The sequence below is a fragment of the Actinoplanes sp. URMC 104 genome (assembly GCF_051386375.1).
Lineage (GTDB): Bacteria > Actinomycetota > Actinomycetes > Mycobacteriales > Micromonosporaceae > Actinoplanes.
On sequence record NZ_JBPQTO010000002.1, the window covers coordinates 1,884,274 to 1,907,775 of the forward strand.

At 71.8% G+C, this 23,502-nt stretch carries 24 protein-coding genes and 1 pseudogene; 10 read left to right on the forward strand and 15 right to left on the reverse strand.

Going from position 1 to position 23,502, the window contains the following annotated elements; genetic code table 11:
• Positions 1–92: 92 nt before the first annotated feature.
• Positions 93–977 (forward strand): annotated as a pseudogene (locus ACSNN8_RS09815) (DUF5667 domain-containing protein); the annotation flags it as partial.
• A 484-nt stretch (positions 978–1,461) separates the two neighbouring features.
• Here ACSNN8_RS09815 and ACSNN8_RS09820 read toward each other — a convergent pair.
• The 5 genes from ACSNN8_RS09820 to ACSNN8_RS09840 form a co-directional block, all read right to left on the reverse strand.
• A complete protein-coding gene (locus ACSNN8_RS09820; RefSeq protein WP_436648333.1) occupies positions 1,462–2,466 on the reverse strand; it encodes a lysophospholipid acyltransferase family protein in 1,005 nt (334 codons plus the stop codon).
• The gene (locus ACSNN8_RS09825) at positions 2,463–3,521 is read right to left on the reverse strand and encodes an NAD-dependent epimerase/dehydratase family protein (RefSeq protein WP_436648334.1); all 1,059 of its coding nucleotides are present in this window, start codon (positions 3,519–3,521) and stop codon (positions 2,463–2,465) included. The genes ACSNN8_RS09820 and ACSNN8_RS09825 overlap by 4 nt, the downstream gene beginning before the upstream one ends.
• Before the next feature lie 98 nt (positions 3,522–3,619).
• Complete coding sequence (locus ACSNN8_RS09830) at positions 3,620–3,721, reverse strand: 30S ribosomal protein bS22 (RefSeq protein WP_007465623.1); 102 nt, start codon at positions 3,719–3,721, stop codon at positions 3,620–3,622.
• A 154-nt stretch (positions 3,722–3,875) separates the two neighbouring features.
• On the reverse strand, positions 3,876–4,088 hold the full coding sequence (locus tag ACSNN8_RS09835) for a helix-turn-helix domain-containing protein (RefSeq protein ID WP_436648335.1): 213 nt from the start codon (positions 4,086–4,088) through the stop codon (positions 3,876–3,878).
• Between the two features lie 198 nt (positions 4,089–4,286).
• Positions 4,287–5,204, reverse strand: a complete 918-nt coding sequence (locus ACSNN8_RS09840; protein ID WP_436648336.1) for a proline dehydrogenase family protein — start codon at positions 5,202–5,204, stop codon at positions 4,287–4,289.
• A 128-nt stretch (positions 5,205–5,332) separates the two neighbouring features.
• On the opposite strand from ACSNN8_RS09840, the gene ACSNN8_RS09845 reads away from it, so the two are divergent.
• Positions 5,333–5,869: a CGNR zinc finger domain-containing protein gene (locus tag ACSNN8_RS09845; RefSeq protein ID WP_436648337.1), complete on the forward strand. Its 537-nt coding sequence runs from the start codon at positions 5,333–5,335 to the stop codon at positions 5,867–5,869.
• A gap of 106 nt (positions 5,870–5,975) precedes the next feature.
• On the opposite strand, the gene ACSNN8_RS09850 is transcribed toward ACSNN8_RS09845, so the two are convergent.
• On the reverse strand, positions 5,976–6,803 hold the full coding sequence (locus ACSNN8_RS09850; protein WP_436648338.1) for a sugar phosphate isomerase/epimerase family protein: 828 nt from the start codon (positions 6,801–6,803) through the stop codon (positions 5,976–5,978).
• A 111-nt stretch (positions 6,804–6,914) separates the two neighbouring features.
• Here ACSNN8_RS09850 and ACSNN8_RS09855 point away from each other — a divergent pair, with 111 nt between their 5' ends.
• Complete coding sequence (locus tag ACSNN8_RS09855) at positions 6,915–7,778, forward strand: hypothetical protein (protein WP_436648339.1); 864 nt, start codon at positions 6,915–6,917, stop codon at positions 7,776–7,778.
• A gap of 3 nt (positions 7,779–7,781) precedes the next feature.
• On the opposite strand, the gene ACSNN8_RS09860 is transcribed toward ACSNN8_RS09855, so the two are convergent.
• A complete protein-coding gene (locus ACSNN8_RS09860) occupies positions 7,782–8,465 on the reverse strand; it encodes a response regulator transcription factor (protein ID WP_267569542.1) in 684 nt (227 codons plus the stop codon).
• Positions 8,466–8,496: 31 nt separating this feature from the next.
• Complete coding sequence (locus ACSNN8_RS09865) at positions 8,497–9,807, reverse strand: sensor histidine kinase (protein ID WP_436649491.1); 1,311 nt, start codon at positions 9,805–9,807, stop codon at positions 8,497–8,499.
• 223 nt (positions 9,808–10,030) lie between these two features.
• Here ACSNN8_RS09865 and phoU point away from each other — a divergent pair, with 223 nt between their 5' ends.
• Entirely contained in the window at positions 10,031–10,684 is a 654-nt protein-coding gene (phoU, locus tag ACSNN8_RS09870) for a phosphate signaling complex protein PhoU (protein WP_436648340.1), read from the forward strand.
• A 62-nt stretch (positions 10,685–10,746) separates the two neighbouring features.
• Here the strand turns inward: phoU and ACSNN8_RS09875 are convergent, their stop codons facing one another.
• Positions 10,747–11,502, reverse strand: a complete 756-nt coding sequence (locus tag ACSNN8_RS09875) for a phosphoglyceromutase (RefSeq protein WP_436648341.1) — start codon at positions 11,500–11,502, stop codon at positions 10,747–10,749.
• 125 nt (positions 11,503–11,627) lie between these two features.
• Here ACSNN8_RS09875 and ACSNN8_RS09880 point away from each other — a divergent pair, with 125 nt between their 5' ends.
• On the forward strand, positions 11,628–12,905 hold the full coding sequence (locus ACSNN8_RS09880; RefSeq protein WP_436648342.1) for an MDR family MFS transporter: 1,278 nt from the start codon (positions 11,628–11,630) through the stop codon (positions 12,903–12,905).
• Positions 12,906–12,946: 41 nt separating this feature from the next.
• Positions 12,947–14,170, forward strand: coding sequence for an MFS transporter (locus tag ACSNN8_RS09885; protein WP_436648343.1), 1,224 nt, complete (start codon positions 12,947–12,949; stop codon positions 14,168–14,170).
• 404 nt (positions 14,171–14,574) lie between these two features.
• Here the strand turns inward: ACSNN8_RS09885 and ACSNN8_RS09890 are convergent, their stop codons facing one another.
• The 3 genes from ACSNN8_RS09890 to mshA all read right to left on the reverse strand — a co-directional run bounded on the left by ACSNN8_RS09890 (position 14,575) and on the right by mshA (position 17,603).
• Positions 14,575–15,732: a hypothetical protein gene (locus ACSNN8_RS09890; RefSeq protein WP_436648344.1), complete on the reverse strand. Its 1,158-nt coding sequence runs from the start codon at positions 15,730–15,732 to the stop codon at positions 14,575–14,577.
• Between the two features lie 120 nt (positions 15,733–15,852).
• Entirely contained in the window at positions 15,853–16,341 is a 489-nt protein-coding gene (locus ACSNN8_RS09895) for a YbjN domain-containing protein (protein WP_436648345.1), read from the reverse strand.
• Complete coding sequence (gene mshA / locus ACSNN8_RS09900) at positions 16,335–17,603, reverse strand: D-inositol-3-phosphate glycosyltransferase (protein ID WP_436648346.1); 1,269 nt, start codon at positions 17,601–17,603, stop codon at positions 16,335–16,337. Before mshA ends, ACSNN8_RS09895 begins: the two co-directional genes overlap by 7 nt.
• Positions 17,604–17,728: 125 nt before the next feature.
• On the opposite strand from mshA, the gene ACSNN8_RS09905 reads away from it, so the two are divergent.
• On the forward strand, positions 17,729–18,493 hold the full coding sequence (locus tag ACSNN8_RS09905) for an SDR family oxidoreductase (RefSeq protein WP_436648347.1): 765 nt from the start codon (positions 17,729–17,731) through the stop codon (positions 18,491–18,493).
• Positions 18,493–19,293 carry a class I SAM-dependent methyltransferase gene (locus tag ACSNN8_RS09910; RefSeq protein WP_436648348.1) on the forward strand — a complete coding sequence of 267 codons (801 nt, stop codon included), beginning with the start codon at positions 18,493–18,495 and terminating at the stop codon, positions 19,291–19,293. The genes ACSNN8_RS09905 and ACSNN8_RS09910 overlap by 1 nt, the downstream gene beginning before the upstream one ends.
• Before the next feature lie 62 nt (positions 19,294–19,355).
• Here the strand turns inward: ACSNN8_RS09910 and ACSNN8_RS09915 are convergent, their stop codons facing one another.
• On the reverse strand, positions 19,356–19,760 hold the full coding sequence (locus ACSNN8_RS09915) for a response regulator (protein ID WP_436648349.1): 405 nt from the start codon (positions 19,758–19,760) through the stop codon (positions 19,356–19,358).
• A gap of 303 nt (positions 19,761–20,063) precedes the next feature.
• On the opposite strand from ACSNN8_RS09915, the gene ACSNN8_RS09920 reads away from it, so the two are divergent.
• Entirely contained in the window at positions 20,064–20,276 is a 213-nt protein-coding gene (locus tag ACSNN8_RS09920) for a DUF7455 domain-containing protein (protein WP_436648350.1), read from the forward strand.
• Positions 20,277–20,333: 57 nt separating this feature from the next.
• Complete coding sequence (locus tag ACSNN8_RS09925) at positions 20,334–21,746, forward strand: ATP-binding protein (RefSeq protein WP_436648351.1); 1,413 nt, start codon at positions 20,334–20,336, stop codon at positions 21,744–21,746.
• Positions 21,747–21,798: 52 nt separating this feature from the next.
• On the opposite strand, the gene ACSNN8_RS09930 is transcribed toward ACSNN8_RS09925, so the two are convergent.
• Positions 21,799–22,584, reverse strand: coding sequence for an SRPBCC family protein (locus tag ACSNN8_RS09930; RefSeq protein WP_436648352.1), 786 nt, complete (start codon positions 22,582–22,584; stop codon positions 21,799–21,801).
• A gap of 82 nt (positions 22,585–22,666) precedes the next feature.
• Positions 22,667–23,395, reverse strand: coding sequence for a hydrolase (locus ACSNN8_RS09935; protein ID WP_436648353.1), 729 nt, complete (start codon positions 23,393–23,395; stop codon positions 22,667–22,669).
• Positions 23,396–23,502 lie beyond the last annotated feature (107 nt).

The window sequence follows — 23,502 nt, forward strand, 5'->3', positions numbered from 1 at the left end:
TTTGTCCGAGTGCGACCCCGGGCGGCATCGACCGCCACCGGTGTCGCGATCGCCGGTGATGCTGCCGGCGACTCATTCACGAGCGAGGGGAGGTGCCCGCGGTGAGATTCGATTTTCTGGACCGGCGGAGCGCCGAGCGCTTCGCGGAGCTTCTCGACGAGACGAACGGCGGTCGCCGGCACCACAGCCGCGGCCCGGCCGACGAAGAACTCGCCGAGCTGGTCGCCATCGGCGCCGGCCTGTCCGCGGCACGTCCCGGGGCGCGGGTCGATCCCGAGTTCCGGACCGGTCTGCGCGCCATGCTGGTCGCCACCGCGGAACGGGACGGCATCGGCCGCACCGCGGCCGCCGAGGAGGAGCCCGCACCGGCGCCCGCGGCGACCCGCGGCCGGCTGGGCCACGGACTGCTCGGCCAGGGCGGCCGCATCCGGGCCCGCGGCGCGATCGTCATCGGGGTGGCCGCCGGCGCGCTGGCGGTCTCCGGAATCTCCGCGGCCAGCGAGAACGCGTCGCCGGGCGACGCCCTGTACGGCGTCAAGCGCTCGACCGAGCGGGCCCAGCTGGCGATGGCCGGCTCGGACGTCACCCGCGGCCAGCTGTCGCTGGACTTCGCCCGCACGAGGCTCGCCGAGGCGGCCGCGATGCGGGGCGCCGACGCCGGGTTCACCCGCGTGCTGGACGACATGGACGCGGACACGCGCAAGGGCGTCAAGCTGCTGACCACCTCGGCGGTGTCCCGCTCGGACAGCAAACCGCTGGCCGTCGTCGACACGTTCGTCGAGCAGCAGCGCCGGACGCTCACGCCGGTGCTCGGCGAGCTGTCCGCGGGCAACCAGGAGCGCGCGCACGGCTCGCTGGGGCTGCTCGAGTCGGTGAGCACGCGCGCCGAGGACCTGCGTACGGGACTGGCCTGCGACACCGTCGTCCCGGACGGCTCCGACGCGCTGGGTCCGAAGCTGAAGGGCTGCTCGGCGGACGCCGGCACCGGCCGGCACGCCACGACGCGCCCGTCGGGGCAGAGCACCAAGCCGGCCGCCCGCCCCGGCAAGCGCGACGGCGCCAAGGCGGACCCGAAGCGGAGCAAGCCGGCCGTGGCGCCGGCCGCCAGCGCCGGCGCGACCAAGCCGGGCGTCGGCACGCCGTCGCTCGCCCCGGAGCTGCCGATCGGCGGCACCCCGGTGCAGCCGGCCACGCCCGACAGCGACGTGCAGCAGCAACAGCAGCAACAACAACAACAGGTCGACGAGCCGCAGCAGTTCGGCGACGAGGGTGACGAGGAGGGCGGCCTCGGCGGGCTGCTCGACGGGCTGCTCAGCAGGAACTGACAGCACCACCGGCACAGCACTACCGGCACAGCAACACAGCAAAGGCATGGCGAGGGGCGGGTAACCGGGTCTTACCGGTTCCGCCCCTCACTTGTCACTATAGGCGCACGTGTCGTGACTATCCAGTCACGCTACGTCAGAGCCCGAACGGGTCCGGCCGCCTCTCGAGCAACTCCAGCAACGTCGCCTGGATCGTCTCGCGCACCTGGTCGGCGAGGTTGTAGACCACCATCGGGTCGTCCGCGAGATCGGTCAGGTGCTCGGTCGGGATCGGCGGGCAGAACTGGATCAGCCACTTGCTCGGCAGCGGCACCAGCCCCAGCGGCCCCAGCCACGGCCACGTCGGAGTGAGCGGGAAGTACGGGACGCCGAGCAGCCGGGCCAGCGGCTTGACGTCGGCGAGGATCGGATAGATCTCCTCGGCGCCGACGATCGCCACCGGCACGATCGGGGTGCCCGTGCGCAGCGCCGCCGAGACGAACCCGCCCCGCCCGAAGCGCTGAAGCTTGTAACGGTCGACGAAGCGCTTGCCGATGCCCTTGAAGCCCTCGGGGAAGACGCCGACCAGCTCGCCCGAGCTCATCAGCCGTTCCGCGTCGGGGTTGCAGGCCACGGTCGCGCCGGACTTGCGGGCCAGCTCGCTGACCACGGGCATGCGGAAGACCAGGTCGGCGCCGAGCAGGCGCAGGTGCCGCTCGAGGGGATGCTGGTCGCGGATGGCGACGCCGAGCATCAGCGCGTCGAGCGCCAGCGTGCCGGAGTGGTTGCCCACGACCAGGGCGCCGCCCGTGGCGGGCACGTGCTCGATGCCGAAGACCTCGGTGCGGAACCAGTCGTGGTAGAGCACCCGGAGCAGCGGCTGGAACACCGCGTCGTTCAGGTCCGGGTCGAAGCCGAAGTCGTCGACCTCGTAGGCGCCGGTGAGCCGGCGGCGCAGGAACGCCAGCCCGCGCGCGACGCGCTGGTCCCAGACGTCGAACGCGTCGGCCGGCGGGTCCGCCGGGCCGTGGTGACCGTTGGAGCTCATCGGCGGCACCTCCGGGATCGGGCGGCGGCCGTTGACCCGCGCCGGCTCGGCCGGCCGGGGCAGAGTGAAGTCGGCTTGCCCCGGCAGCATGCCGCGGAATTCGTCCTGGCTCAACGCCGCTCTCCCCCCGCGCCCGCCCGCACCCGGCGAATGCCGTCGAGGATCGCGTGCTCCGCCGCGGCGAGCCGGTCGGCGGTCAGCGACGAGCCGTTGGCGTGGGCCTTGATGAACTCGTCGAAGGCCGCGGCCGTGGTGCGCGGCGTGAACCCGAACTCGCGCACCAGGCGGGTGGTGTCGACCACCCGGCCGTGCACGAACAGGTCGATCTGGTCGAAGCCGATCTGGCCGACGCCCACGTTGCGCGCCAGACCGGCGAGCGTGGACAGCGTGCCCTCGGGCAGCGGCACCGAGATGCGCCCGGCCCGGCGGATCGCCTGGGACAGCGCGAGGATGCCGGCGCCGGCCACGTTGAAGGTGCCCGGGTGCTCCTCGATCACCGAGCGGTGCAGGATCTCGAGCGCGTCGTCGACGTGGACGAACTGGAGCCGGGCGTCGCGGCCGAGCACGGTGGGCACGACCGGCTGCGCGAAGTAGCGCGTGAGCGTCGTGTCGGCGGTCGAGCTGATGAACGGCGCGAACCGCAGCACCGTGGCGGCCACCTCGGGCCGCCGGCGGCGGAAGCCCCGCACGTAGCCCTCGATGTCGAGGATGTCGCGCGCGAACGAGCCGCGCGGCACGGCCCGCGGCTCGGTGTCCTCGGTGAAGACGCCCGGGTCGCGGAACGACGCACCGTACGCGGCCGTGGAGGAGCGCACCACGAGCTTGCGCAACCTGGGTGCGGCCTGCGCGGCGGCGAGCAGCTGCATCGTGCCGATGACGTTCTGCTCTTTCATCGCGGCCCGCCCGGCGTGCGGGTCGGGCGCGCTGGTCACCGCGAGGTGCACGATCGCCTCGGCGCCCAGGTCGGCGATGGCGCCGGACGCCGCGCGGGCGTCGGCCCGGATCAGCTCGACATCGGCCAGCAGCTCACGCAGAGCCGTGGGCGGTTCGTACGGATCCAGGCCGACGACACGGTCGACCCGGGGGTCTGCGGCGAGACGGGCGGCCACCCGGGCGCCGAGATATCGGCTGACTCCGGTGACCACGACGACGCTGGGCGGAGAGGTCACGACGGGCGCACCTTCCGATGCGTGCTGGTGCGGTGCGTGCTGGTGCGTTTCGTGCGCGGCAAGTGCCCCGAGGGCCGGGAGTCAAACCCGGCCCGGGGTCACTTGCCCAGACGACGACGCTGGACGCGGGTCTTGCGCAGCAGCTTGCGGTGCTTCTTCTTCGCCATACGCTTGCGGCGCTTCTTGACCACGGAGCCCATACGAAAAGCCTCTCGAAACCTGGTGGCACGGAGCGGGCGTGGCGGCGCACGGCCCGGACTCCGATCTGATCGACGGCCCGGCCTGAGGCCGGACCAACCGCACCAGCGTACCGGCCCGGTTGTCACCGAGCCAAAACGACCCCGGGACGCTTTTTCAGGCGGTCTGCGAGAACGCGCCGCGCAGGTACTCGTGGACGGCGTGCTCGGGCACGCGGAACGACCGGCCGACCCGCACGGCCGTCAGGTCACCGCCGTGCACCAGCCGGTAGACCGTCATCTTGGAGACCCGCATGAGGGCGGCCACCTCGGCCACCGTCAGGAACCGCACCTCCGCGAGGCGTTCCTCGGTCTGGGCTGGACCCGTCATTTCGTCGCACCGATCCTTTCGCAGGCACAACCGCGGCGACCTGAAGGCCTGCGACGCGGCGGCAAACGTGCGTGTCATCAGAACGGTATCGATACGGCTGTTACCAACGCGATACGTTCCGTGAAATCGGTTCGAAAAAGTCAAGGTCGACACGCCGGATCTGGTGCGGTATAGACCGAATTGTTGCCGATGAGGCGACTAGCGGCCCACGGCGGCGCGTCCGATAACGGCCACGTTGCGCGGGCGCTCGGCGATGCGGCGCATCAGGTAGCCGTACCAGTCGGCGCCGTACGGCAGATAGACGCGCACGATGTTGCCGCCCGCCGCGAGCCGGGCCTGCTCCTCGGTGCGCACCCCGTGCAGCAGCTGGAACTCGTACTGCTCGGCGGTGCGGTCGAACCAGCGCGCCCGGTCCTCCGCGATGGCGATCAGCCGCGGGTCGTGCGTCGCCACCATCGGGTAGCCCTCGCCCGACATCAGCACGTTGAGACAGCGGACGAACGACTTGTCGATGTCGAGCGCCGACTGGAACGCCACCGACTCGGGCTCGGCGTACGCCCCCTTGCACAGCCGCACCCGCGAACCGGCCGTGGCCAGCTCGCGGCAGTCCCCCTCGGTGCGGCGCAGATAGGCCTGCAGCACCGCGCCCGTGCCCGGATGGTCCTTGCGCAGCTCGGCCAGGATTTCCAGCGTCGAGTCGGTGAGCGTGTGGTCCTCGGCGTCCAGCGTCACGGTGGTGCCCGCCTCGGCGGCGGCCGCGCAGATCGCCTGGGCGTGCTCCCGGGCGAGGCCCTCGTCGAGCCGCTGGCCCAGCGCCGACAGCTTGACGCTGACCTCGGCCGCCGGCGTCAGCCCCGCATCCTTGAGCCGGGCGAGCAGCGAGCGGTACTCGTCGCGGATCGCCACCGCCTGCTCCACGCTGCGGGTCTCGGCCGACAGGTGCTCCACCGTGAGCGTCAGGCCGTCGTCGACCAGCGGGCGGGCGGTGCGCAGCGCCTCGTCGGCGTCGCGGCCGGCGACGAACGCGCGGGCGGCCTTGGCGCCGACCGGCGCGGAGCCCGCGAGCCGGGCGAGACGGTCGGAACCGGCGGCGGCCAGAAGCAGGGAGCGGAGCATGACCCGAGCGTATCGTCCGGAACACCCGGTATCGCGGGGGAGCCGCCGGTGTGGCGGCGATGCCTACCGGGGCGTAGTCCGCCACAACGCTGATGTCCGCCCGGCGCGGGGGCGGCTACCGTTGTCGGGTGAACTTCGATGCGTACGCCCGGACCGCGGTCGACCTCGTCAACGCGGAGATGAGCGATCTCGCAGCGCTGCGGGCGCTGTTCACCGACGAGCAGGTGTGGATGCGCGACGAGGTCGTCGAGAAGGACGTGGCGGTGTTCCGCCGCGCCCAGCGCCGCCTGCGTGACGTCTTCGAGTACGGCACGTCCGGCCGCGACGGCGAGGCGGTCAAGGAGCTCAACACGCTGCTCGAGCTGTTCCCGGTGCAGCCGCGCATCTCCGGGCACGACGCCGCCGACTGGCACATGCACGTCACCAGCCGCGGCTCGTCGGTCAGCGCGGAATACCTTGCCGGCGCCGTCTGGGGCCTGTCGGTGTGGCTCTGCGAGTACGGCAGCGCCCGCTTCGGCATCTGCGCCGACGAGCGCTGCGGCAACGTCTATCTCGACACGTCGTCGAACAACTGCCGCCGCTTCTGCTCGGAGCGCTGCGCCACCCGCTCCCACGTCGCCGCCCACCGCGCCCGCAAGCGCGCGGCGACTCTCACGCCCGCGTAACAGCCGGCGATTGCCGACCCGGCGATCGCCGCCGGTGAGATGGCAGACGGTTTTTCGACGCCCGCGGGGTTTGCGGGTGGCGGAAAACCGCCTGCCATCTCACCGGTTACAAGGCGATCGCCCGCGGAGCGGAGCGATCGCCAGCAGGCTCAGCGAGATGCTTGCGGGCGAACTCGAGGGACTCGCGCAGGTCTGCCTCGCGCGCGGCGCGGCTCGCGGCCTTGCGGGTCGAGACCTCGAGCGCCACCGCGCCGGTGAAGCCGCGCGCCGAGAGCGACCGCAGCAGCTCCGCACACGGCTGGTTGCCGCGGCCGGGCACCAGATGCTCGTCGCGCCCCTCGCCGCTGCCGTCGCCCAGGTGCACGTGCTTGAGCGCGGAGCCCATCTTGTCGGCCATGGCGAGCGCGTTGATCCGCGAGGCCGCGCAGTGCGACAGATCGAGCGTGTAGGCGTCGAAGCCGGTCTCGGTCGGGTCCCAGCCCGGGGTGTAGGGCACGAACCAGCGGCCGGCCATCTTGACGGGGAACATGTTCTCGATCGCGAACGACAGATCGGGGTGCCGGGCCTGGATCTTGGCCAGTCCGCCGGCGAAGTTCTTGGCGTAGTCGCGCTGCCAGCTGAACGGCGGGTGCACCACGACCGTCGGCGCGCCGAGCGTCTCGGCCAGCTCGGCGGCGCGGCTCAGCCTCTCCCACGGGTCGGGGCTCCACACCCGCTGGGTGACCAGCAGACACGGCGCGTGCACCGAGAGGACGGGCATGTCGTAGTGGTCGGCCAGGCCCTTCAACGCGCCGGCGTCCTGGCTGACGGCATCGGTCCACACCATGACCTCGATGCCGTCGTAACCGGTCGTGGCGGCCAGTTCGAACGCGGCGGCCGTCGGCTCGGGGAAGACCGACGAGCTGGACAGGAGCACGGGGACGCGGGAACTCACGAGGTCAAGGGTAGACCCGTTTGTCGCCCGTGCCCTTGCCTCGACCGGGTATATGAGGTCATACCGGGCGTCGACGCGGCGTTATGCACCCGCGCGCGTACGCTGTCCCGAGTGAGCCGCCGTGAACCGATCCGCATCACTCTGGACCCCGCGGCCGCCGACCGCGCCGCGGAGGTCGACCTCGATTTCCCTCGCGAGTGGATCGAGTTCCTCGACCCCGACGACGAGAAACACCTGGTGCGCGCCGACCTGACCTGGCTGCTGTCGCGCTGGACCTGCGTCTTCGGCTCCGCCTGCCACGGCATCGTGGCCGGGCGCGCGCAGGACGGCTGCTGCTCGCACGGGGCATTCTTCACCGACGCCGACGACGAGAACAGGGTCAAGGCCGCGGCCGCCCGGCTGACGCCCGAGACGTGGCAGCACTACCGGCGCGGCTTCAAGAACTACACCGAGGTGGACACCATCGACGGGGCCAAGCCGGCCCGCCGCACCGCGATCCAGTCGGAGGACGGGCCGTGCGTCTTCCTCAACGACGCCGGCTTCGCGGGCGGGGGCGGCTGCGCCCTGCACGCCCAGGCGCTGCGCGACGGGGTGCACCCGCTGACGTACAAGCCCGACGTGTGCTGGCAGCTGCCGGTGCGCCGCGAGCAGGACTGGATCAAGCGGCCCGACGGCACGAAGCTGCTGCAGTCGACGCTCACCGAGTTCGACCGGCGCGGGTGGGGCCCGGGCGGGCACGACCTCGACTGGTGGTGCACCTCGTCGCCGGAGGCGCACGTCGGCAGCGACCCGATGTACATCTCGTACGCCCCGGAACTGACCGCGCTGATCGGCGGGCCGGCCTATGCCAGGCTCGCCGAGCTCTGCGACGCGCGGCTCAAGTCCGGTCTGGTGGCCGTGCACCCGGCCACCGTGGCGGCCGGAGCTCCGCGCAAGCGCGGCGGACGCGAGCCCGCCGCCCCTCCGCAGTCGTAGGGATCAGGGCTCGAACTTGTAGCCCAGGCCGCGCACCGTGACGATGTAGCGCGGCGCGGACGGCTCGGGCTCCACCTTGGAGCGCAGCCGCTTGACGTGCACGTCGAGGGTCTTGGTGTCGCCCACGTAGTCGGCGCCCCAGACCCGGTCGATGAGCTGGCCGCGGGTGAGCACCCGGCCGGCGTTGCGCAGCAGCAGCTCGAGCAGCTCGAACTCCTTGAGCGGCAGCTGCACGCCGGCGCCGTCGACGGTCACCACGTGGCGTTCGACGTCCATCCGGACCGGGCCGGCGGCCAGCGTCGGGGTGGTCACCTCGGCCGCCTCGGTGCCCTGCCGGCGCAGCACGGCACGGATGCGGGCGACCAGCTCGCGCGGCGAGTAGGGCTTGGTGACGTAGTCGTCGGCGCCGATCTCGAGGCCGACGACTTTGTCGATCTCGCTGTCCCGGGCGGTGACCATGATGATCGGCACGGCCGAGCGCTGCCGCAGCTGGCGGCAGACCTCGGTGCCGGACATCTCGGGAAGCATGAGGTCGAGCAGCACGATGTCGGCACCGGTCCGGTCGAACTGCGTCAGCGCCGAGGTCCCGGTCGGGGCGACCGACACCTCGAAGCCCTCCTTGCGCAGCATGTACGACAGGGCGTCGGAGAACGACTCCTCATCCTCGACCACGAGCACGCGGGCCAATGTGGTTCCTTCCATCTCCCGGCTGCCGGGGCTAACGCCCGGCCGCACCGGACTCGATCTCAATTGCCGTCGGTAACGGCAAGGGGGCTTCGGGGGAGCGCGCCGGGAGGCGCAGGGTGAACGTCGAGCCGTCGCCCAGCGTGCTGGTCACGTCGACGCGGCCACCGTGGTTGGTCGCGATGTGCTTGACGATCGCCAGGCCCAGGCCGGTGCCGCCGGTCGACCGCGACCGGGCCTGGTCGGCCCGGTAGAAGCGCTCGAAGATGCGGTCGACGTCGTGCGGCGCGATGCCGATGCCCTGGTCGGCCACGTCGATGTCGACCCAGTCGTCGTCCTGGCGCAGGGTGAGCTCGACCTTGGTGTCCTCGCCCGAGTAGGCGATCGCGTTCTCCACCAGGTTGGTCACCGCGGTGGCGACCTGGCTGTCGTTGCCGTACACGGTGGCGCCCTTGGGACCGGAGTAGACGACTTCGATGTTCTTGGCCGACGCCGTGGTGCGGGTGCGGTCGATCACCTCGGCGATCACCCAGTCGATCGAGACCGGCTCGAGCGCGGGCAGCGGCTCGGCGCCCTGCAGCCGGGTCAGCTCGAGCAGCTCGTTGACCAGCCGCCCCATCCGGGCCGACTCGTGGTGGATCCGCTCGGCGAACCGGCGGGCCGCCATCAGGTCCTCCGACTGCTCCTGGCCGAGGTCGGCGGCGGGCAGCTCGGTCGCGTCGAGCAGCGCCTCGGCGAGCAGCTGAAGCGCGCCGATCGGGGTCTTGAGCTCGTGGCTGACGTTCGCCACGAAGTCGCGCCGCACGCGGGCCAGCCGGTGCGACTCGGTGACGTCGGCGGCCTCGACCGCGACGTGCGACGAGTTGAGCGCCACCGCCCGCAGGTGCAGGCCGAGCGGGGCCGCCGCGGCGCCGGCCCGGCCGCGCGGCAGATCGAGCTCGACCTCCCGGCGTACGCCCGTGCGCCGCACCTGACCGGCGAGCGTCCGCAGGATGGGGTGCGCCGCGATCGTCCCCGGCGCGCCGCCGGAGCGCAGCAGGCCCATCGCGCGGGCGGCCGGGTTGACCAGCACCGGATGATCCTCGGCGTCGAGGACCACCACACCGACGCGCAGCGAGTCGAGGCTCTTGCGGCCGAGCCCCTTCATCCCGTGCTTGCCGGTGTGCGGCTCCCACGCGGCTGCTCCGCCCGCCGCGTGCCGGACAGCGGACTCCTCGTCAGCTTCGATGGCGCGTCCCCCCTCGTGCGGCCGGCGATCGGAGGCTTCCGACGACTGCGGCGACCTGCGGGCACGAGCGATCAGCACTCCCGCGATCGCCCCGACGGCGAGCGCGACGAGGATCAACGGGATGCCGTACGCCAGGTCCACGCAGCGATCGTAGGGTCATTGTTTACCTGGACACTAGGATGAGCCGGACAAACCGGGCGCGCTTCGAATAATGTTCACCACTGCGCCCGGCGTCGTTCATCGCTGTTCACGCCGTCGCCGCCGGGTCCGCATAGTTTGAACCCGACACGGTCGTGCCCTGCCCACGGGACGGCCTCACCGAACCCCCGGGGACGAGGACATGCGCGAGGAGTTCCAGGCCGACCTCAACGAAGTCAGCCGCCTGCTGGTCACGATGGCCGAGGCCGTACGCGCTGCCATGCGCAAGGCGACGAGCGCGCTGCTCACCGCCGACCTGAAGGCCGCCGAGAGCGTGATCGAGCGCGACATCGAGGTCGACAAGATCTACAGCCAGGTCGAGACCAAGGTGGCCGACACGATCGCCCGTCAGGCGCCGGTCGCCTCGGACCTGCGCATGGTCATCACCGCCCTGCACATCTCCGCCGACCTCGAGCGGATGGGCGACCTGGCCGAGCACGTGGCCAAGACGGCGCGGCGGCGGCACCCGTCGCCGGCGGTGCCCGCGGAGCTGCGCCCCGTCTTCAAGGGCATGGCCGAGGTGGCCGACCGGATGGCCGGCGAGATCACCTTGCTGCTCGGCAAGCCCGACGCCGAGGCCGCGGCCAAGCTCGAGCAGGCCGACGACGAGATCGACGAGCTGGAGCGCGAGCTGTTCCGCATCCTGCTCCACGACGACTGGCCGTACGGCGCGGAGACCGCGATCGACGGCGCGCTGCTGGGCCGCTTCTACGAGCGCTACGCCGACCACGCGGTGAACGTGGGCGAGCAGCTGGTCTATCTGATCACCGGTGAGCCGGTGAGCGATCAGGGCTGACCTGGTCGAGAAGAAAGGCCGGGATGCCACGGGGGCATCCCGGCCTTTCTGCGTCCAGCGACCTAGCGGCCCTGGTTGGCGACCGCCGCGGCGGCCTCCTTCGCGGCCTCGGGGTCGAGGTACTCGCCGCCCGGCTTGAGCGGGCGCAGGTCGTCGTCGAGGTCGTAGCGCAGCGGGATCCCGGTCGGGATGTTGAGCTTGGCGATCGCCTCGTCGGAGATCTGGTCGAGGTGCTTGACGATCGCGCGCAGCGAGTTGCCGTGCGCGGCGACCAGCACGGTCTTGCCGGCGCGCAGGTCCGGCACGATCTCGTCGTACCAGTACGGCAGCGCGCGGACCAGCACGTCCTTGAGGCACTCGGCGGTGGGCTTGGCCTCGGGCGGCAGCAGCGCGTAGCGCGGGTCGTCGAACTGCGCGAACTCCGAGCCGGGCTCGATCGGCGGCGGGGGCACGTCGTACGAGCGCCGCCAGAGCATGAACTGCTCCTCGCCGTACGCCTCGAGGGTCTGCTTCTTGTCCTTGCCCTGCAGCGCGCCGTAGTGGCGCTCGTTGAGCCGCCACGACCGCTTCACCGGGATCCAGTGCCGGTCGGTGATGTGCAGAGCGATCTCGCTGGTCCGGATCGCGCGGCGCAGGACGCTGGTGTGCACCACGTCCGGCAGTACGCCGCTCTCCTTCAGCAGCTCGCCACCGCGGCGGGCCTCGGCCTCACCCTTGGCGTCCAGGTCGACGTCGACCCAGCCGGTGAAGAGGTTCTTGGCGTTCCACTCGCTGTTGCCGTGTCGCAGCAGCACCAAAGTCCCTGTCATGGGCTCCATCCTGCCGCAGCGCCCGCAACCGCGGGCGAGGACCCCGCAGTGGCGACCACCACGTGGAAACCCGTTTGCGCCACCCCCTAGGTTGTAAGGCAACGGGGCATCATCACCACTTACCGGGAGGCGACGTGCGAGCGTGGTTCGACCAGGCCGTCGGCGGGTTGCCAAGGCAGTTCTGGCTGCTCTGGACCGGCACGCTGATCAACCGCCTCGGCTCGTTCGTGGTCATCTTCCTGGCGATCTACCTGACCGGTGAGCGGCACTTCTCGCAGAGCCAGGCCGGCCTGGTGATCGGCCTCTACGGCGTGGGCGGCGCGCTGGGCACCACGGCCGGCGGGGTGCTGGCCGACCGCTGGGGCCGCAAGCCGACCATGCTGACCGCGCAGTTCGGCGCGGCGGCGCTCATGCTCACGCTCGGCTTCGCTCACGACTACGGGCAGATCGTCGCGGTCGCCCTGCTGCTGGGCTTCTTCAGCGAGGCGGTGCGGCCGGCGTTCTCGGCGATGATGGTCGACGTCGTGCCCGAGCGCGACCGCGTCCGGGCGTTCTCGCTCAACTACTGGGCCATCAACCTCGGCTTCGCGCTGTCGGCGGTCGGCGCCGGGCTCGCCGCCAAGGCCGACTACCTGCTGCTGTTCGTGGTCGACGCGGGCACCACGCTGGTCACGGCGCTGATCTGCCTGACCTTCCTGCGCGAGACCCGCCCCGCCCGCCCGGCCGCACGGCAGGAACGCGGCGCGGGCGGCGGCATGGTGGCCGTGCTGCGCGACCGGGTCTTCCTGACGTACTTGCTGATCTCGCTCGGCGGCATCGCCGTGATGATGCAGCACATGTCGACGCTGCCGATCACGATGACGGCCGAGGGGCTGTCGGCGGCGACCTACGGCTGGGTGATCGCGGTCAACGGGGTGCTGATCGTGCTCGGGCAACTGTTCGTGCCGCGGCTGATCGGCGGCCGGGAGCCGTACCGGGTGCTCGCGCTCGGCGCCCTGATCATGGGCGTCGGCTTCGGGCTCACCGCGTTCGCGCACGCGGCGTGGTTCTTCGCGCTGACCGTCGTGATCTGGACGCTCGGCGAGATGATCCAGTCCCCCAGCAACGCGACCACCGTGGCGGAGCTCTCGCCGGTCGCGATGCGCGGTCGCTATCAGGGGCTCAACTCGCTGAGCTGGTCGGCCGGCACCGCGCTCGCGCCGGTCGTGGGCGGCTTCACGCAGGAGCACCTCGGCAACACCGCGCTGTGGCTCGGCTGTTTCGTCGTCTGCGTGCTGGTCGCCCTGGGCCACCTGATCTCCGGCCCGAGCCGCCGCCGGCGCGTCGCTGCCGTCCTGGAGCCCGCGCCGCTGCCCGTGCCCGCCGTGGCCGAGCCGGCGGCCGACACTCCCGCCAACGTCTCCTCGCGGTAACGTCCCTATTAGTAAGGACGCTTACCAGTAGGGAGCACCGCGTGCGGGCATGGCTGCGGGACACGGCCGGCGGGCTGTCCGCCACGTACTGGTACCTCTGGACCGGCCTGCTGATCAACCGGGTCGGCGGGTTCGCGGTGCTGTTCCTGTCGCTGTACCTGACCTCGCAGCGCGGCGCCGGGGCCGCGCTGGCCGGGCTCATCGTCGGCACGTACGGCATCGGTGGCCTGGCCGGCACGCTGGCCGGCGGCGTCCTCACCGACCGCTGGGGACGCCGGCGCACGCTGCTGGTCTCGCACTTCGCGACGGTCGCCGCGCTGGTCGCGCTCGCCTTCAGCACCGACCTCGCGCTGATCGCGGTGCTGTGCGCGCTGCTCGGCGTCGCCCAGTCGATGCCCGGCCCCGCATTCGTCGCCGCGATCATCGACGTGACGCCCGCCGAGAAGCGCTCGCGCGCCTTCAACCTCCAGTTCTGGGCGATGAACCTGGGCATGGCCGGCGCGTCGCTGCTCGCCGGGGTGCTGGCCGAGTGGAGCTACCAGGGCCTGTTCCTGATCGACGCCGCGTCGACCCTGGCCACCGGCGTGCTGATCGCCTGGAAGGTGCCCGAGACGCTGCGCCGCCCGGTCGCCCGCCACGAGCCGCACGGCGGGCTCGGCACGGTGCTCACCGACCGGGTCTTCCTGGTCTTCGCCGGGCTGACCCTGATCCAGGCGCTGATCTACACCCAGAGCAGCACGATCGTGCCGCTGGCGATGCACGCCGACGGCCTGAGCCCCGCGGCGTACGGGTCGGTGGTCGCCCTCGGCGGCGCCCTGATCGTGCTCGGCCAGCTCTTCGTGCCCCGGCTCATCGACGGCCGGCCCAAGCACCGCGTGCTCGCGCTGGCGCTGCTGGCCGACGGCCTGGGCTTCGGCGTCCTGGCAGTCGCCGGCCACCTGCCCGTCTATCTGATCGCCGCGGTGATCTGGACCGTGGGCAGCATGCTGGCCGCGCCCCCGAACGCCGAGATCAACTCAGAGCTGGCGCCGCTCGCGCTGCGCGGCCGCTATCAGGCGGTCTTCTTCCTGACCTTCCCCGCCGCGTCCTTCCTGGCGCCCTCCCTGGGCGGCCCGGGACTGCAGTACCTCGGTGACGGCTTCTGGCTGGTCGTGGGCGCCCTGGGGGTGGTCGCCGCCGGCCTGCACCTGGTGGCCGGGCCACCCCGCGAGCGCCGCGTCGCCGCCCTCCGCGCCGAGACGTCGGCCACCGCCGACGTCCGCTGACCCGCAGCGCCGCGGGTCCGGACACGTCAGCCACCGCCGACGTGCGCTGATCCGCTGCTCCGCGGGCCGAGCGTCCGGACACGAAAAAGGACGGCCCGCTGGGCCGTCCGGTTGGCGCCGGCGGCGGCGGACGACGCCCATCCCCATAGGCGTCGCCCGCACTAACCGCCGGTCTCGGGTCGCGCCGTCCCCCAACGGCATATGCCACCCGTCCCCAAACGCCGGCCGCGGTGATCGTCTCCGATCAACCAGTTCCCCGAACTAACGGTCCGGCGTCCATTGATTACGCTAGTTGGGGCAGTCAACTCAGACAAGCCAACTAGCTGTCCGCCATCTGTCTGCACCATCACAGTCACCGACAATTGCCCGATCGGCGGAGGAGGCTTCCCTCATCCGGTCGGCCCTCACTCGTCGGGATTCTCCAGCTGGAAGAAGTTGCTGCGCGAACCGCCCGACCGCTTCTCCTGGTAGATGAAGTTGAGCCGGCGCTTGTCGAACGCCTCGAACCACTCCGCCCAGCTGACCTCGACGAGCCGGTCGCCGGAGTACCCGGGGAAGTCGAAGCGCAGGACGCCGAGGTGGCCGTCGTGCTGCGTGCCGGCCACGGTCGCGGGCACCGCCTTGCGGGTCTTCGCCCACTGCCGGATCACCTCGTGGTCGGTGGTGACCAGGCTGCGCCCGTCGCGCTCGGGCCGCTGCGACGTCGACGTGATCTCCTGCGAGTAGTCGAGCGACTTCGACATGTTCTTGCCGGTCCGCTTGCCGCCGCTCTCCTTGCCGGCCTTGTCCTGCTTTCCGGACTGCTTACCGGACTGCTTGCCGGTGAGGCTCTTCACGAGCCGCTTCACCAGCTCCGGCTTCTTGAGCTTGGCCGTGTCGGCGACGCCCTCGCGCTCGAGCCGGGAACGCAGCTCCGACACCTTGAGCCGGGCGATCTTGCTCTCGTCCACGCCGGGAGTGTTCGGGGTGTCGTTGCCGCTTGTCGGGTTGCTGTCCTTCGTGGACCGCGACGACTTCGCGGAGCCGCTCGACTTGGACTTCGCGGAGTTGGTCGACTTCGCGGAGTTGGTCGACTTCGCGGCCTTCTGCTCCGCCTTGATCAGCTTCTTGACCAGGTCGGGCTTCTTGAGGTCGGCGGTGTCCGAGACGCCGCGCCGGGCCAGCCGGGTGCGCAGCTCCGGCACCTTGAGGCGGGCGATCTTGCTCTCGGCCACCTCGGGGGTGTTCGGGGTGTCGTTCCCGCTGGTCGGGTTCTTGCTCGAGCCGGACTTGGACGAGCTCGACGTCGAGGAACCGGACTTGGACGAGCTCGCCTTGGAGGAGCTCGACTTGGTCGAGCCCGACTTGGCGGAGCCCGATCTGCCGGACTTCAGCTCAGCCTTGATCAGCTTGTCGACCAGCTGCGGCTTCTTGAGGTCCTCGGTGCCCTTGACGCCCCGGTTCTTCAGTTCCCGGCGCAGCTCGTCGACCTTCATCCGGGCGATCTTGCTCTCGTTCACGTCAGGGGTGTTCGGAGTGTCGTTGCGGCTGGTGCGGCCCTTCGCGGTCTTCGTGGCAGCCACGCCCATTCACCTCTCATTCATCGGCCTTTTCCGATCACCCCTTAACTACCCGGTGACAGAGTTACGACACACGTATCCCCCGATACGGGTCGTCCGGCCGAAATGGACGGTGCCCGGGAGTCAGGAATCGTCGCCCGAGGGAGCCAGGTGCTTGAAGGCCTGCAAATTCGCCAGTGACTCACCGCGCTTGACCCGCCACTCCCACTCGCGGCGGATCGACGAGCCGAACCCGATCTCGAGCATGGTGTCGAACGACTCGTCGGCGTACGTCAGAACGGCGCCCAGCAGGCGGTCGAGCTCGTCGGAATCCAGGCCGGTCAGCGACACCCGCCCGGTCAGGTAGACGTCGCCGGCCGCGTCGATCGAGAACGACACCCCGTACATCCGGGCGTTGCGCCGCAGCAGCCACGCCCAGAGCTCCTCGTGCCGCTCGTCGGGCCGGCGCATCACGAACGCCTCGACGCGCAGCGCGTGCTCGCCGACGATCAGGTTGCACGCGGTCTTGAGCTTGTGCGTGCCGGGCAGCGTGACCACATAGGAGCCCGGGCCGGTGGTCTCCCACTCGAGCTCCCGCTCGGTGAGCACCTTCTCGATCAGTTCGGTCACCATGCGTACGCCTCCAGGCGCTGCGCGATCAGAGCGCGATGTTCCGTCACGGCCTCACGGTAGACCCGCAGCAGCCCCTCGGCCGTCCGGTCCCACGAGAAGTCGGAGGCGTGCGCGACCGCTCCGGCCGCGAGCCGCCGCAGCCGGCGTGGCGCGGCGAGCAGGTCGTCGAGCACCGCGGCCCACTGCTTCGGGTCGTGCCCGTCGACCAGCACCCCGCTCACCCCGTCGCGTACGGCGGTCACCAGCCCGCCCACCGCGGCAGCCACCACCGGCGTGCCGCACGCCTGCGCCTCGACCGCGACCAGGCCGAACGACTCGTTGTACGACGGCACGGCCACCACGTCGGCGGCGCGGTAGAGCGCGGCCAGCCCGGCGCCGTTCTGCGGCGGCAGGAACACGACCGAGTCGCTGACCCCGAGCGAGGCGGCCAGCTCGATGAGCGCGGTCGGCCGGTCGAGCCCGGTGCCGCTCGGGCCGCCGCAGACGACCAGCGTGGTGTCCGGGTCGCGCATCTCGGCGAGCGCGGCGATCAGCACGTCGGGCGCCTTGAGCGGCTGGATGCGGCCGACGAACGCGATGACCTTGCCGCGCTCGGGCAGGCCGAAGCGCCGCCGGTCGCGGCGGCCGGGGCGGAACCGGCCCAGGTCGACGCCGGGCAGCACGACCGTGGTGCGGGCCGGGTCGGCGTCGTAGTACGTGACCAGGTCCTGCGCCTCGAAGCGGGTGTTCGCCACCAGCCGGTCGGACTCGGCGATCACCTGTTCCTCGCCGATCACGCGGGCCTTGGGCTCCGGGCGGTCGCCCTCGGCGATCAGCCTGTTCTTCACCTTGGCCAGCGTGTGCGCGGTGTGCACGTGGGGCACGCCCCAGCGCTCGCGGGCCAGCCAGCCGACCTGCCCCGAGAGCCAGTAGTGCGAGTGGATCAGGTCGTAGTGGCCCGGCGGGTGCGCCGCCTCGGCGCGCAGCACCCCGTTGGTGAACGCGCAGAGCTGGGCGGGCAGCTCCTCCTTGGAGAGGCCCTCGAACGGACCGGAGGTCACGTGCCGGACCGAGACGCCGGGGGCCATCTCGACGACCGGGGGAAGCTCGCTGCGGGTGGCGCGGGTGAAGATCTCGACCTCGACGCCGAGCCGGGCGAGCCGTTTGGAGACCTCGACGATGTACACGTTCATGCCGCCGGCGTCGCCGGTGCCCGGCTGCTCGAGCGGGGACGTGTGAACCGAGAGGGTGGCGATGCGCCGCGGGGCCGGCCATTCTGCCACGATTTGTCCCTCCTGGGCGGTTGGCACGCGAATTGTTGCGCGGTCATTAATCTTCCCCGCCGGCAACCGCTGAACCCCCATGCAGGCGCTCGGAGGTGACCGACGTCATCGGGAAGGATGGGGGCATGCAGAACATCGCAGTGGTCACGGGCGCGTCCAGCGGCATCGGGGAGGCGACCGCCCGCCGGCTCGCCGCCGAGGGGTTCCACGTCGTCGCGGCGGCGCGCCGGGTCGAGCGGCTCGAGAAGCTGGTCGCCGACATCGGGCCCGCATCGGCCACCCCGGTGGAGTGCGACATCACGTCCGGGGAATCGGTCGCCGCGCTGGCCGCGGCCGTCACCGCGCTTGGCGGTCCGGTCACGCTGCTGGTCAACAACGCCGGCGGCGCGGCCGGACTGGACCCGGTCGAGTCCGGCTCGGCCGAGGACTGGCAGTGGATGTACGACGTCAACGTGCTGGGCACGCTGCGAGTGACGCAGGCCCTGCTCCCGGCCCTGGTGGCCAGCGGCAACGGGACGATCGTGACGGTCGGCTCCACCGCGGCGTTCACGGTCTACGAGGGCGGCGGCGGATACACGGCAGCCAAGCACGCCCAGACGGCCCTGGTCGGCACGTTGCGGCTGGAGCTGTCCGGCAAGCCCGTACGGATCGTCGAGGTGGACCCGGGCATGGTGCGGACCGACGAGTTCGCGCTCAAGCGCTTCGGCGGTGACCAGGCCAAGGCGGACGCGGTCTACCAGGGCGTACGGGAACCGCTCGTGGCCGACGACATCGCCGACATCATCGCGTTCGCCGCCACCCGGCCGCACCACGTCAACCTCGACCGCATCGTGGTCCGGCCGCTGGCGCAGGCCGCGCAGCACAAGGTCCACCGGGAGCAGGAGAAGTAGTGAAGCCGGTCGGCGCGATCACCCGGGGGACCACGAATCCCAACCGGCTACGTCGCGTCGACAACTACGTGGCGTACCGCTGCGGGGCTCTTCTCCGCGACGCGGCGCAGCCCCTGGTGATCGACCTGGGCTACGGCGCGACCCCGGTGACGGCCGTCGAGCTGCGAAGCCGCCTGGCCGCGAGCGTCCGTTCCGACGTCACCGTGGTGGGTCTCGAGATCGATCCCGTACGCGTGGAGGCCGCCCAGCCGTACGCCGATCCCCCGCGCCTGCTGTTCCGGCGCGGCGGCTTCGAGCTGGCCGGCCTGCGCCCGGTGGTGGTGCGCGCGTTCAACGTGCTGCGGCAGTACCCCGAGCCGGACGTGGCCGGGGCCTGGCAGGCGATGACGGCGACCGGCGCCGTGCTGGTCGAGGGCACCTGCGACGAGCTGGGGCGGATCGCGACGTGGGCGGTCGTCGAGTCCGGCGTGCCGAGCACGCTCACGCTGTCCGCGCGGCTGGCCGATCTGGATCATCCGGCGACGTTCGCGGAGCGGCTGCCCAAGGCGCTGATCCATCACAACGTGCCGGGCGAGCCGGTGCACGAGCTGCTGCGCGCGCTGGGCCGGGCGTGGGAGGCGGAGGCGACGCCGTTCGGGCCGCGTCAGCGCTGGCTGGCGACGTGCCGCCGGATGCGCGCGGAGGGCCGGCCGGTGCTGGACGGCCCGGGCCGGTGGCGGCTCGGCGAGCTGACGGTCCCCTGGCCGGAGACGAGATCGGGCCGGTCCTCCGCAGCGGACCGGCCCGACCTCAGGGGGTGAGTAACGTCTGAGATCAGGTTCGGTCGTGCGGGTAGCGGCCACGGTGAGCCGGCCGGTGCGGTTCAGGTGCCGCTGCGCTCCCCGAGCACCGAGCGCAGCGCGTCGACGAGCACGTCACGGCTGAACGGCTTCTTCACCAGCAGCGCGTCCTCCCCGATCAGCCCGTCGGCCACGGCGATCTCCTTGGGCAGGCCCGAGATGTAGACGACGCTCATGTCCGGCCGCAGCTCGGTGGCCGCCTGGGACAGCTCGCCGCCCGAGACGCCGGGCAGCCCCAGATCGGTGACCAGGATGTCGATGGCGCCGGGATGCTCGCGGCAGACGGCGATGGCCTGCTGCGAGTCGCCGGCGATCAGCGTCGAGAAGCCGCGGCGCTCGAGCATCCGGCGCATGATGTCGCGCAGGTCCTCCTCGTCGTCCACGACGAGGACCGTGGGCCGCGTCTCGGGTGCGGGCGCCTGCGACATGGATCCTCCTGGTCGTTCGGATGTCACATTCCGTGCCGGTTCGCGGTTTCACGCTATCGGCGGCAGGTTGCACGGTCCGGCCTTTGCGTGATCGCGGCATCTGTAGGCCAGTTCACCGTTCCGGCACGCATGGCCACGGGCGTTGGGGGAACTTCCGGTGCGACCCGGTTGCACCTGGGTTGCAACGTCGCCGGGCCCCTGGCGGGGGTCGGCGAAGATCGAAGAGAACAGCTAAAGCTGTGCGGTGGGAGGCCGATCAACACGGCGTACCGCTACACACCGCCACTGAGCAAGGAGAGCGATATGTCCAGCCTGCTGTCGCCCGAGATCACCACCGTTGCTTCGCTGACCGAGCGCTGCGACCGTTGCAGCGCCGCCGCCAAGCTGGTGGTCACGCTGACCAGCGGCGGCGAGCTGGCGTTCTGCGGACACCACGCCAACCGTCACGCCGACGACATCGCCCGCGTCGGCGAGCGCATCGTCCTCGAGAACGGCTTCGAGTGGGCGGGAAAGTAACCGCTTGATGCGCATACGCCGCGTTATGCTCTTTTCCTCTGTTGTTGAGGGGATTACGTGCATGACGCGGCGCGTGATCTGGGCAGGCTCCCCCGGCTGACCGCCGGGTGCGCCGGTGTCGCGGTCGCCGTCGCCGGCGCCGCGGCGCTGCTGCTCACGTCACCGAGAGACGCTCCGCCGGACGGCTTCCTCGCCGCTCCGGCGGCCGCGTTCGTCCCGGCCGGACTGGCCCTGCTGCTGCAGGCGCTGCCGGTCATCAGCCGGACCGCCGGCCGGGTCGTGCACGGCGCCGCCGTCCTCCTCCTGCTCGCCGCCGCCACGATCTGCGTGGCCGGCCTGCGCTCCGACTTCCCCGCCTCCGTCGCGACGCTCGCCGCGCTCGCCGTGCTGGCGATGCTCGGCCCGCTCGTGCGCACGCTCGTCCGGCTCGACCGGCGGCGGCAGGACGTCACCACCTTCGCCGGCACGCTGCTGCAGTCGATGAACGAGGCAGTCATGGTGCTGGACGCCAACTACAACGTCATCGACGTCAACCGGCGCTGGCGCGAGCTCACCGGGCACGGCGCCGACGAGCCCGTCCGGCTGGACCCCCCGCCCGTGCCGCCGGCCGCCGGAGGCGACTGGGAGCTGCCCCGGGTCGACGGCGGAGCGGTGCCGGTGCTGGCCACGGTCGCGCCGGTGCCCGACGAGGCGGGCGAGCCCATGGCGTACGTGGCCACCTACGTCGACATCGGCGACCGCAAGCGGGCCGAGGCGGCACTCGGCGAGCACGCCGCCGAGCTCGAACGCGGCAACGCCCGGCTGCGCGAGGCGAACGCCCGGCTCGAGGCGGCGCTGACCTTCAAGAACGACCTCACCTCGATGCTGACCCACGACGTCGCGCAGCCGATCAGCTCGATCGCCAGCCTCGCCGAGCTGCTCCGCGCCGACTGGGACGACCTGCCCGACGACCTCCGGCTCGAGCTCGCCACGAAGATCGACAAGAACACGCAGCGGCTGATCAAGATGATGAACGACCTCCAGCTGCTGTTCCGGCTCGACACCGGCTCGATCACCGCGCGCCGGACGCCGGTGTCCCTGCACGAGGCCGCGTCCGTGGTCGCCTCCCCGAGCGCCGGGGACGACGTGAGCGTCGACATCGGCGAGGACATGTCGGTGCTGGCCGACCGCGCCCACGTCGTCGCGGTGCTGCAGAACCTGGTGCGCAACGCCGTCGCGTACGGGGCCGCGCCGATCCGGCTGACCGCCGCCCGGCACGGTGAGCGGATCGAGCTGGTGGTGCAGGACAGCGGGCCCGGCATCCCCGACGAGCTGCTGCCGAACCTGTTCGGGCGGGTCGTGCGCGGGGCCGGGATGGGCCTGTTCATCGTGCGGCACCTGGTCGAGGCCAACGGCGGCACGGTCCGCTACGAGCACGCCGACCCGCACGGCGCCCGCCTGATCGTCGCGTTCGAGGCCGCCCCGGTGTGACACGGCGAAGGGCCGGCACCGCTGGCGGGCCGGCCCTTCTCGCTGGTCGTGTCTAGATGTCGCGGGCGCTGCCCCGGTCCTCTTCGTTGATCATGCCGTCGCCCCAGGCGTCCTTCCGGTTGGTGCGCCCGCCCATCCGGGCGCTGCCGGACGCGCCGCCGCTGACCGTGCCCGCCCTGGCGATCCGCCGGCCCGGCGCCAGCACGTCGTCGAGGTCGCGGGCGCTCCGGATGCCCGGCGCCGAGGTGATGTCGACGCTGGTGCCCATCGTCGACGCGGACATGCCGTGGTAGGGCAGGTCGGCGGCGCTCCCGTTGCTCCGCTCGGCGGCGCTGGTCCCCCAACCGGCGCCCGGATGCGCGTTGCTGCGGACCCGCGCGGCCACCGCCGCGGGCGACGGCACCGGCCGCAGCTGCTTCGTGCTCGCGCCGCCCTCCACCAGGCCCTTGAGCGCGGTGAGGTCGGCCTTCAGGCGCTTGGTCAGCGCGGCCTGCCCGTGCCGGTCGTTGGGCAGCAGGAACGCGACGTCGGCCTCGAGCTGGGCGACCACCTGGGTCTTGGTCTCGCCCATCGGCCGCAGCGTGATGGTCTCGGCGACCAGCGGCCCCTCCGTGGTCGACCAGGAGACCCGCTCGTCCAGCGAACGCTCGACGATCTGGGCGTCGAACTCGCGGACGCTGCCCTCGACGTCCATGACCCAGTGCGTCCGGTCGTTGCCCAGCGGGGTGACCTCACGGACCCCGCTCATGAACCGCGGGTAGTTCTCGAACGCGGCGAGTTGCTCGTACACCGTGTGCAACGGTGCACTCACCTCGATGGCCTGCTGAACCATGCTCATCGCATCTCTCCCATGCCTTCACGTGGTGGCTGTCGGCATGACTGAGCGTACGGAGACGAGTACGGCGAGCGGCCCGTTTCGTTCAGACCCGGCGCAGGTACTGCCAGTGGCCGACCTCGCCTGCGTACCGGGCGTCACTCGCGGGCACCATCGCCACCCCCGCCGCACGCAGCAGCGCGACCAGCCGCGGCGACGGCGAACGCCAGGCCTCGCTGATCTCCACCACGGTGCCGGTGTCGCGGCAGGCCACGGCCAGCGCGTCGATCAGGTCGGGGCCCAGCACGGCGTCGTCGAGACCCACCTGGGCGAGCAGGCACAGCGGCCGGGCGAGCTGGGTGGGCGCGTAGCGGGAGGCGCGCTCGATACCCCGTACGGTCGCCGTCACCAGCTCCTCGGCCACCTGGTCCGCCGTGAGCCGGCCGGCCGCCAGCATGCCCCGCACCTCGCGCGGTCCGTGAACGCCCGCGGCCGTCGGCAGCCCGGAGACGGCGACGGAGAGGGCCTCGAGGTGACCGAGGTCGGCGGGCAGCGCGAGCCAGCCGTCCGGGCGCACGACCTCGACCTCGCCCGCGATGCGCAGGCGCAGCTCGGTGCGCCGCTGCGCCCGGCGGATCGAGTCGGCGTAGGCGGGCAGCCACGTGGTCTCCGGCCCGACCTGGTCGGCGAACGTAACCGCGCTGAGCCCGGCCAGGTCGGCCGCCGAGACGACGACGCCGACAGCGTCCCGGCCCGCCGCGAAACCAGTGTGCACATGGGCGTCGGCCGTCAGGTCCAGAGCGACACCGATGACTGATTCCCGCTCTGCACTCACTGTCTCTCCCAGGCCGTCTGCTGGACGGGCTCTTCCCGTCTGCCCACAGCCTGCGGCCCGGGTGTTGACAACGCCGTTCCGCAGCCGGTGCAGTCCGGGTGCGCCCC

Excerpts from the sequence above, each read along its gene's own strand:
- ACSNN8_RS09920 (WP_436648350.1), top strand. The coding sequence starts at position 20,064 with ATGTCCAGCCTGCTGTCGCCCGAGATCACCACCGTTGCTTCGCTGACC.
- ACSNN8_RS09835 (WP_436648335.1), bottom strand. The coding sequence starts at position 4,088 with ATGACGGGTCCAGCCCAGACCGAGGAACGCCTCGCGGAGGTGCGGTTC.
- ACSNN8_RS09905 (WP_436648347.1), top strand. The coding sequence starts at position 17,729 with ATGCAGAACATCGCAGTGGTCACGGGCGCGTCCAGCGGCATCGGGGAG.
- ACSNN8_RS09930 (WP_436648352.1), bottom strand. The coding sequence starts at position 22,584 with ATGAGCATGGTTCAGCAGGCCATCGAGGTGAGTGCACCGTTGCACACG.
- ACSNN8_RS09830 (WP_007465623.1), bottom strand. The coding sequence starts at position 3,721 with ATGGGCTCCGTGGTCAAGAAGCGCCGCAAGCGTATGGCGAAGAAGAAG.
- ACSNN8_RS09875 (WP_436648341.1), bottom strand. The coding sequence starts at position 11,502 with ATGGAGCCCATGACAGGGACTTTGGTGCTGCTGCGACACGGCAACAGC.
- ACSNN8_RS09840 (WP_436648336.1), bottom strand. The coding sequence starts at position 5,204 with ATGCTCCGCTCCCTGCTTCTGGCCGCCGCCGGTTCCGACCGTCTCGCC.
- phoU (WP_436648340.1), top strand. The coding sequence starts at position 10,031 with ATGCGCGAGGAGTTCCAGGCCGACCTCAACGAAGTCAGCCGCCTGCTG.
- ACSNN8_RS09915 (WP_436648349.1), bottom strand. The coding sequence starts at position 19,760 with ATGTCGCAGGCGCCCGCACCCGAGACGCGGCCCACGGTCCTCGTCGTG.
- ACSNN8_RS09895 (WP_436648345.1), bottom strand. The coding sequence starts at position 16,341 with ATGGTGACCGAACTGATCGAGAAGGTGCTCACCGAGCGGGAGCTCGAG.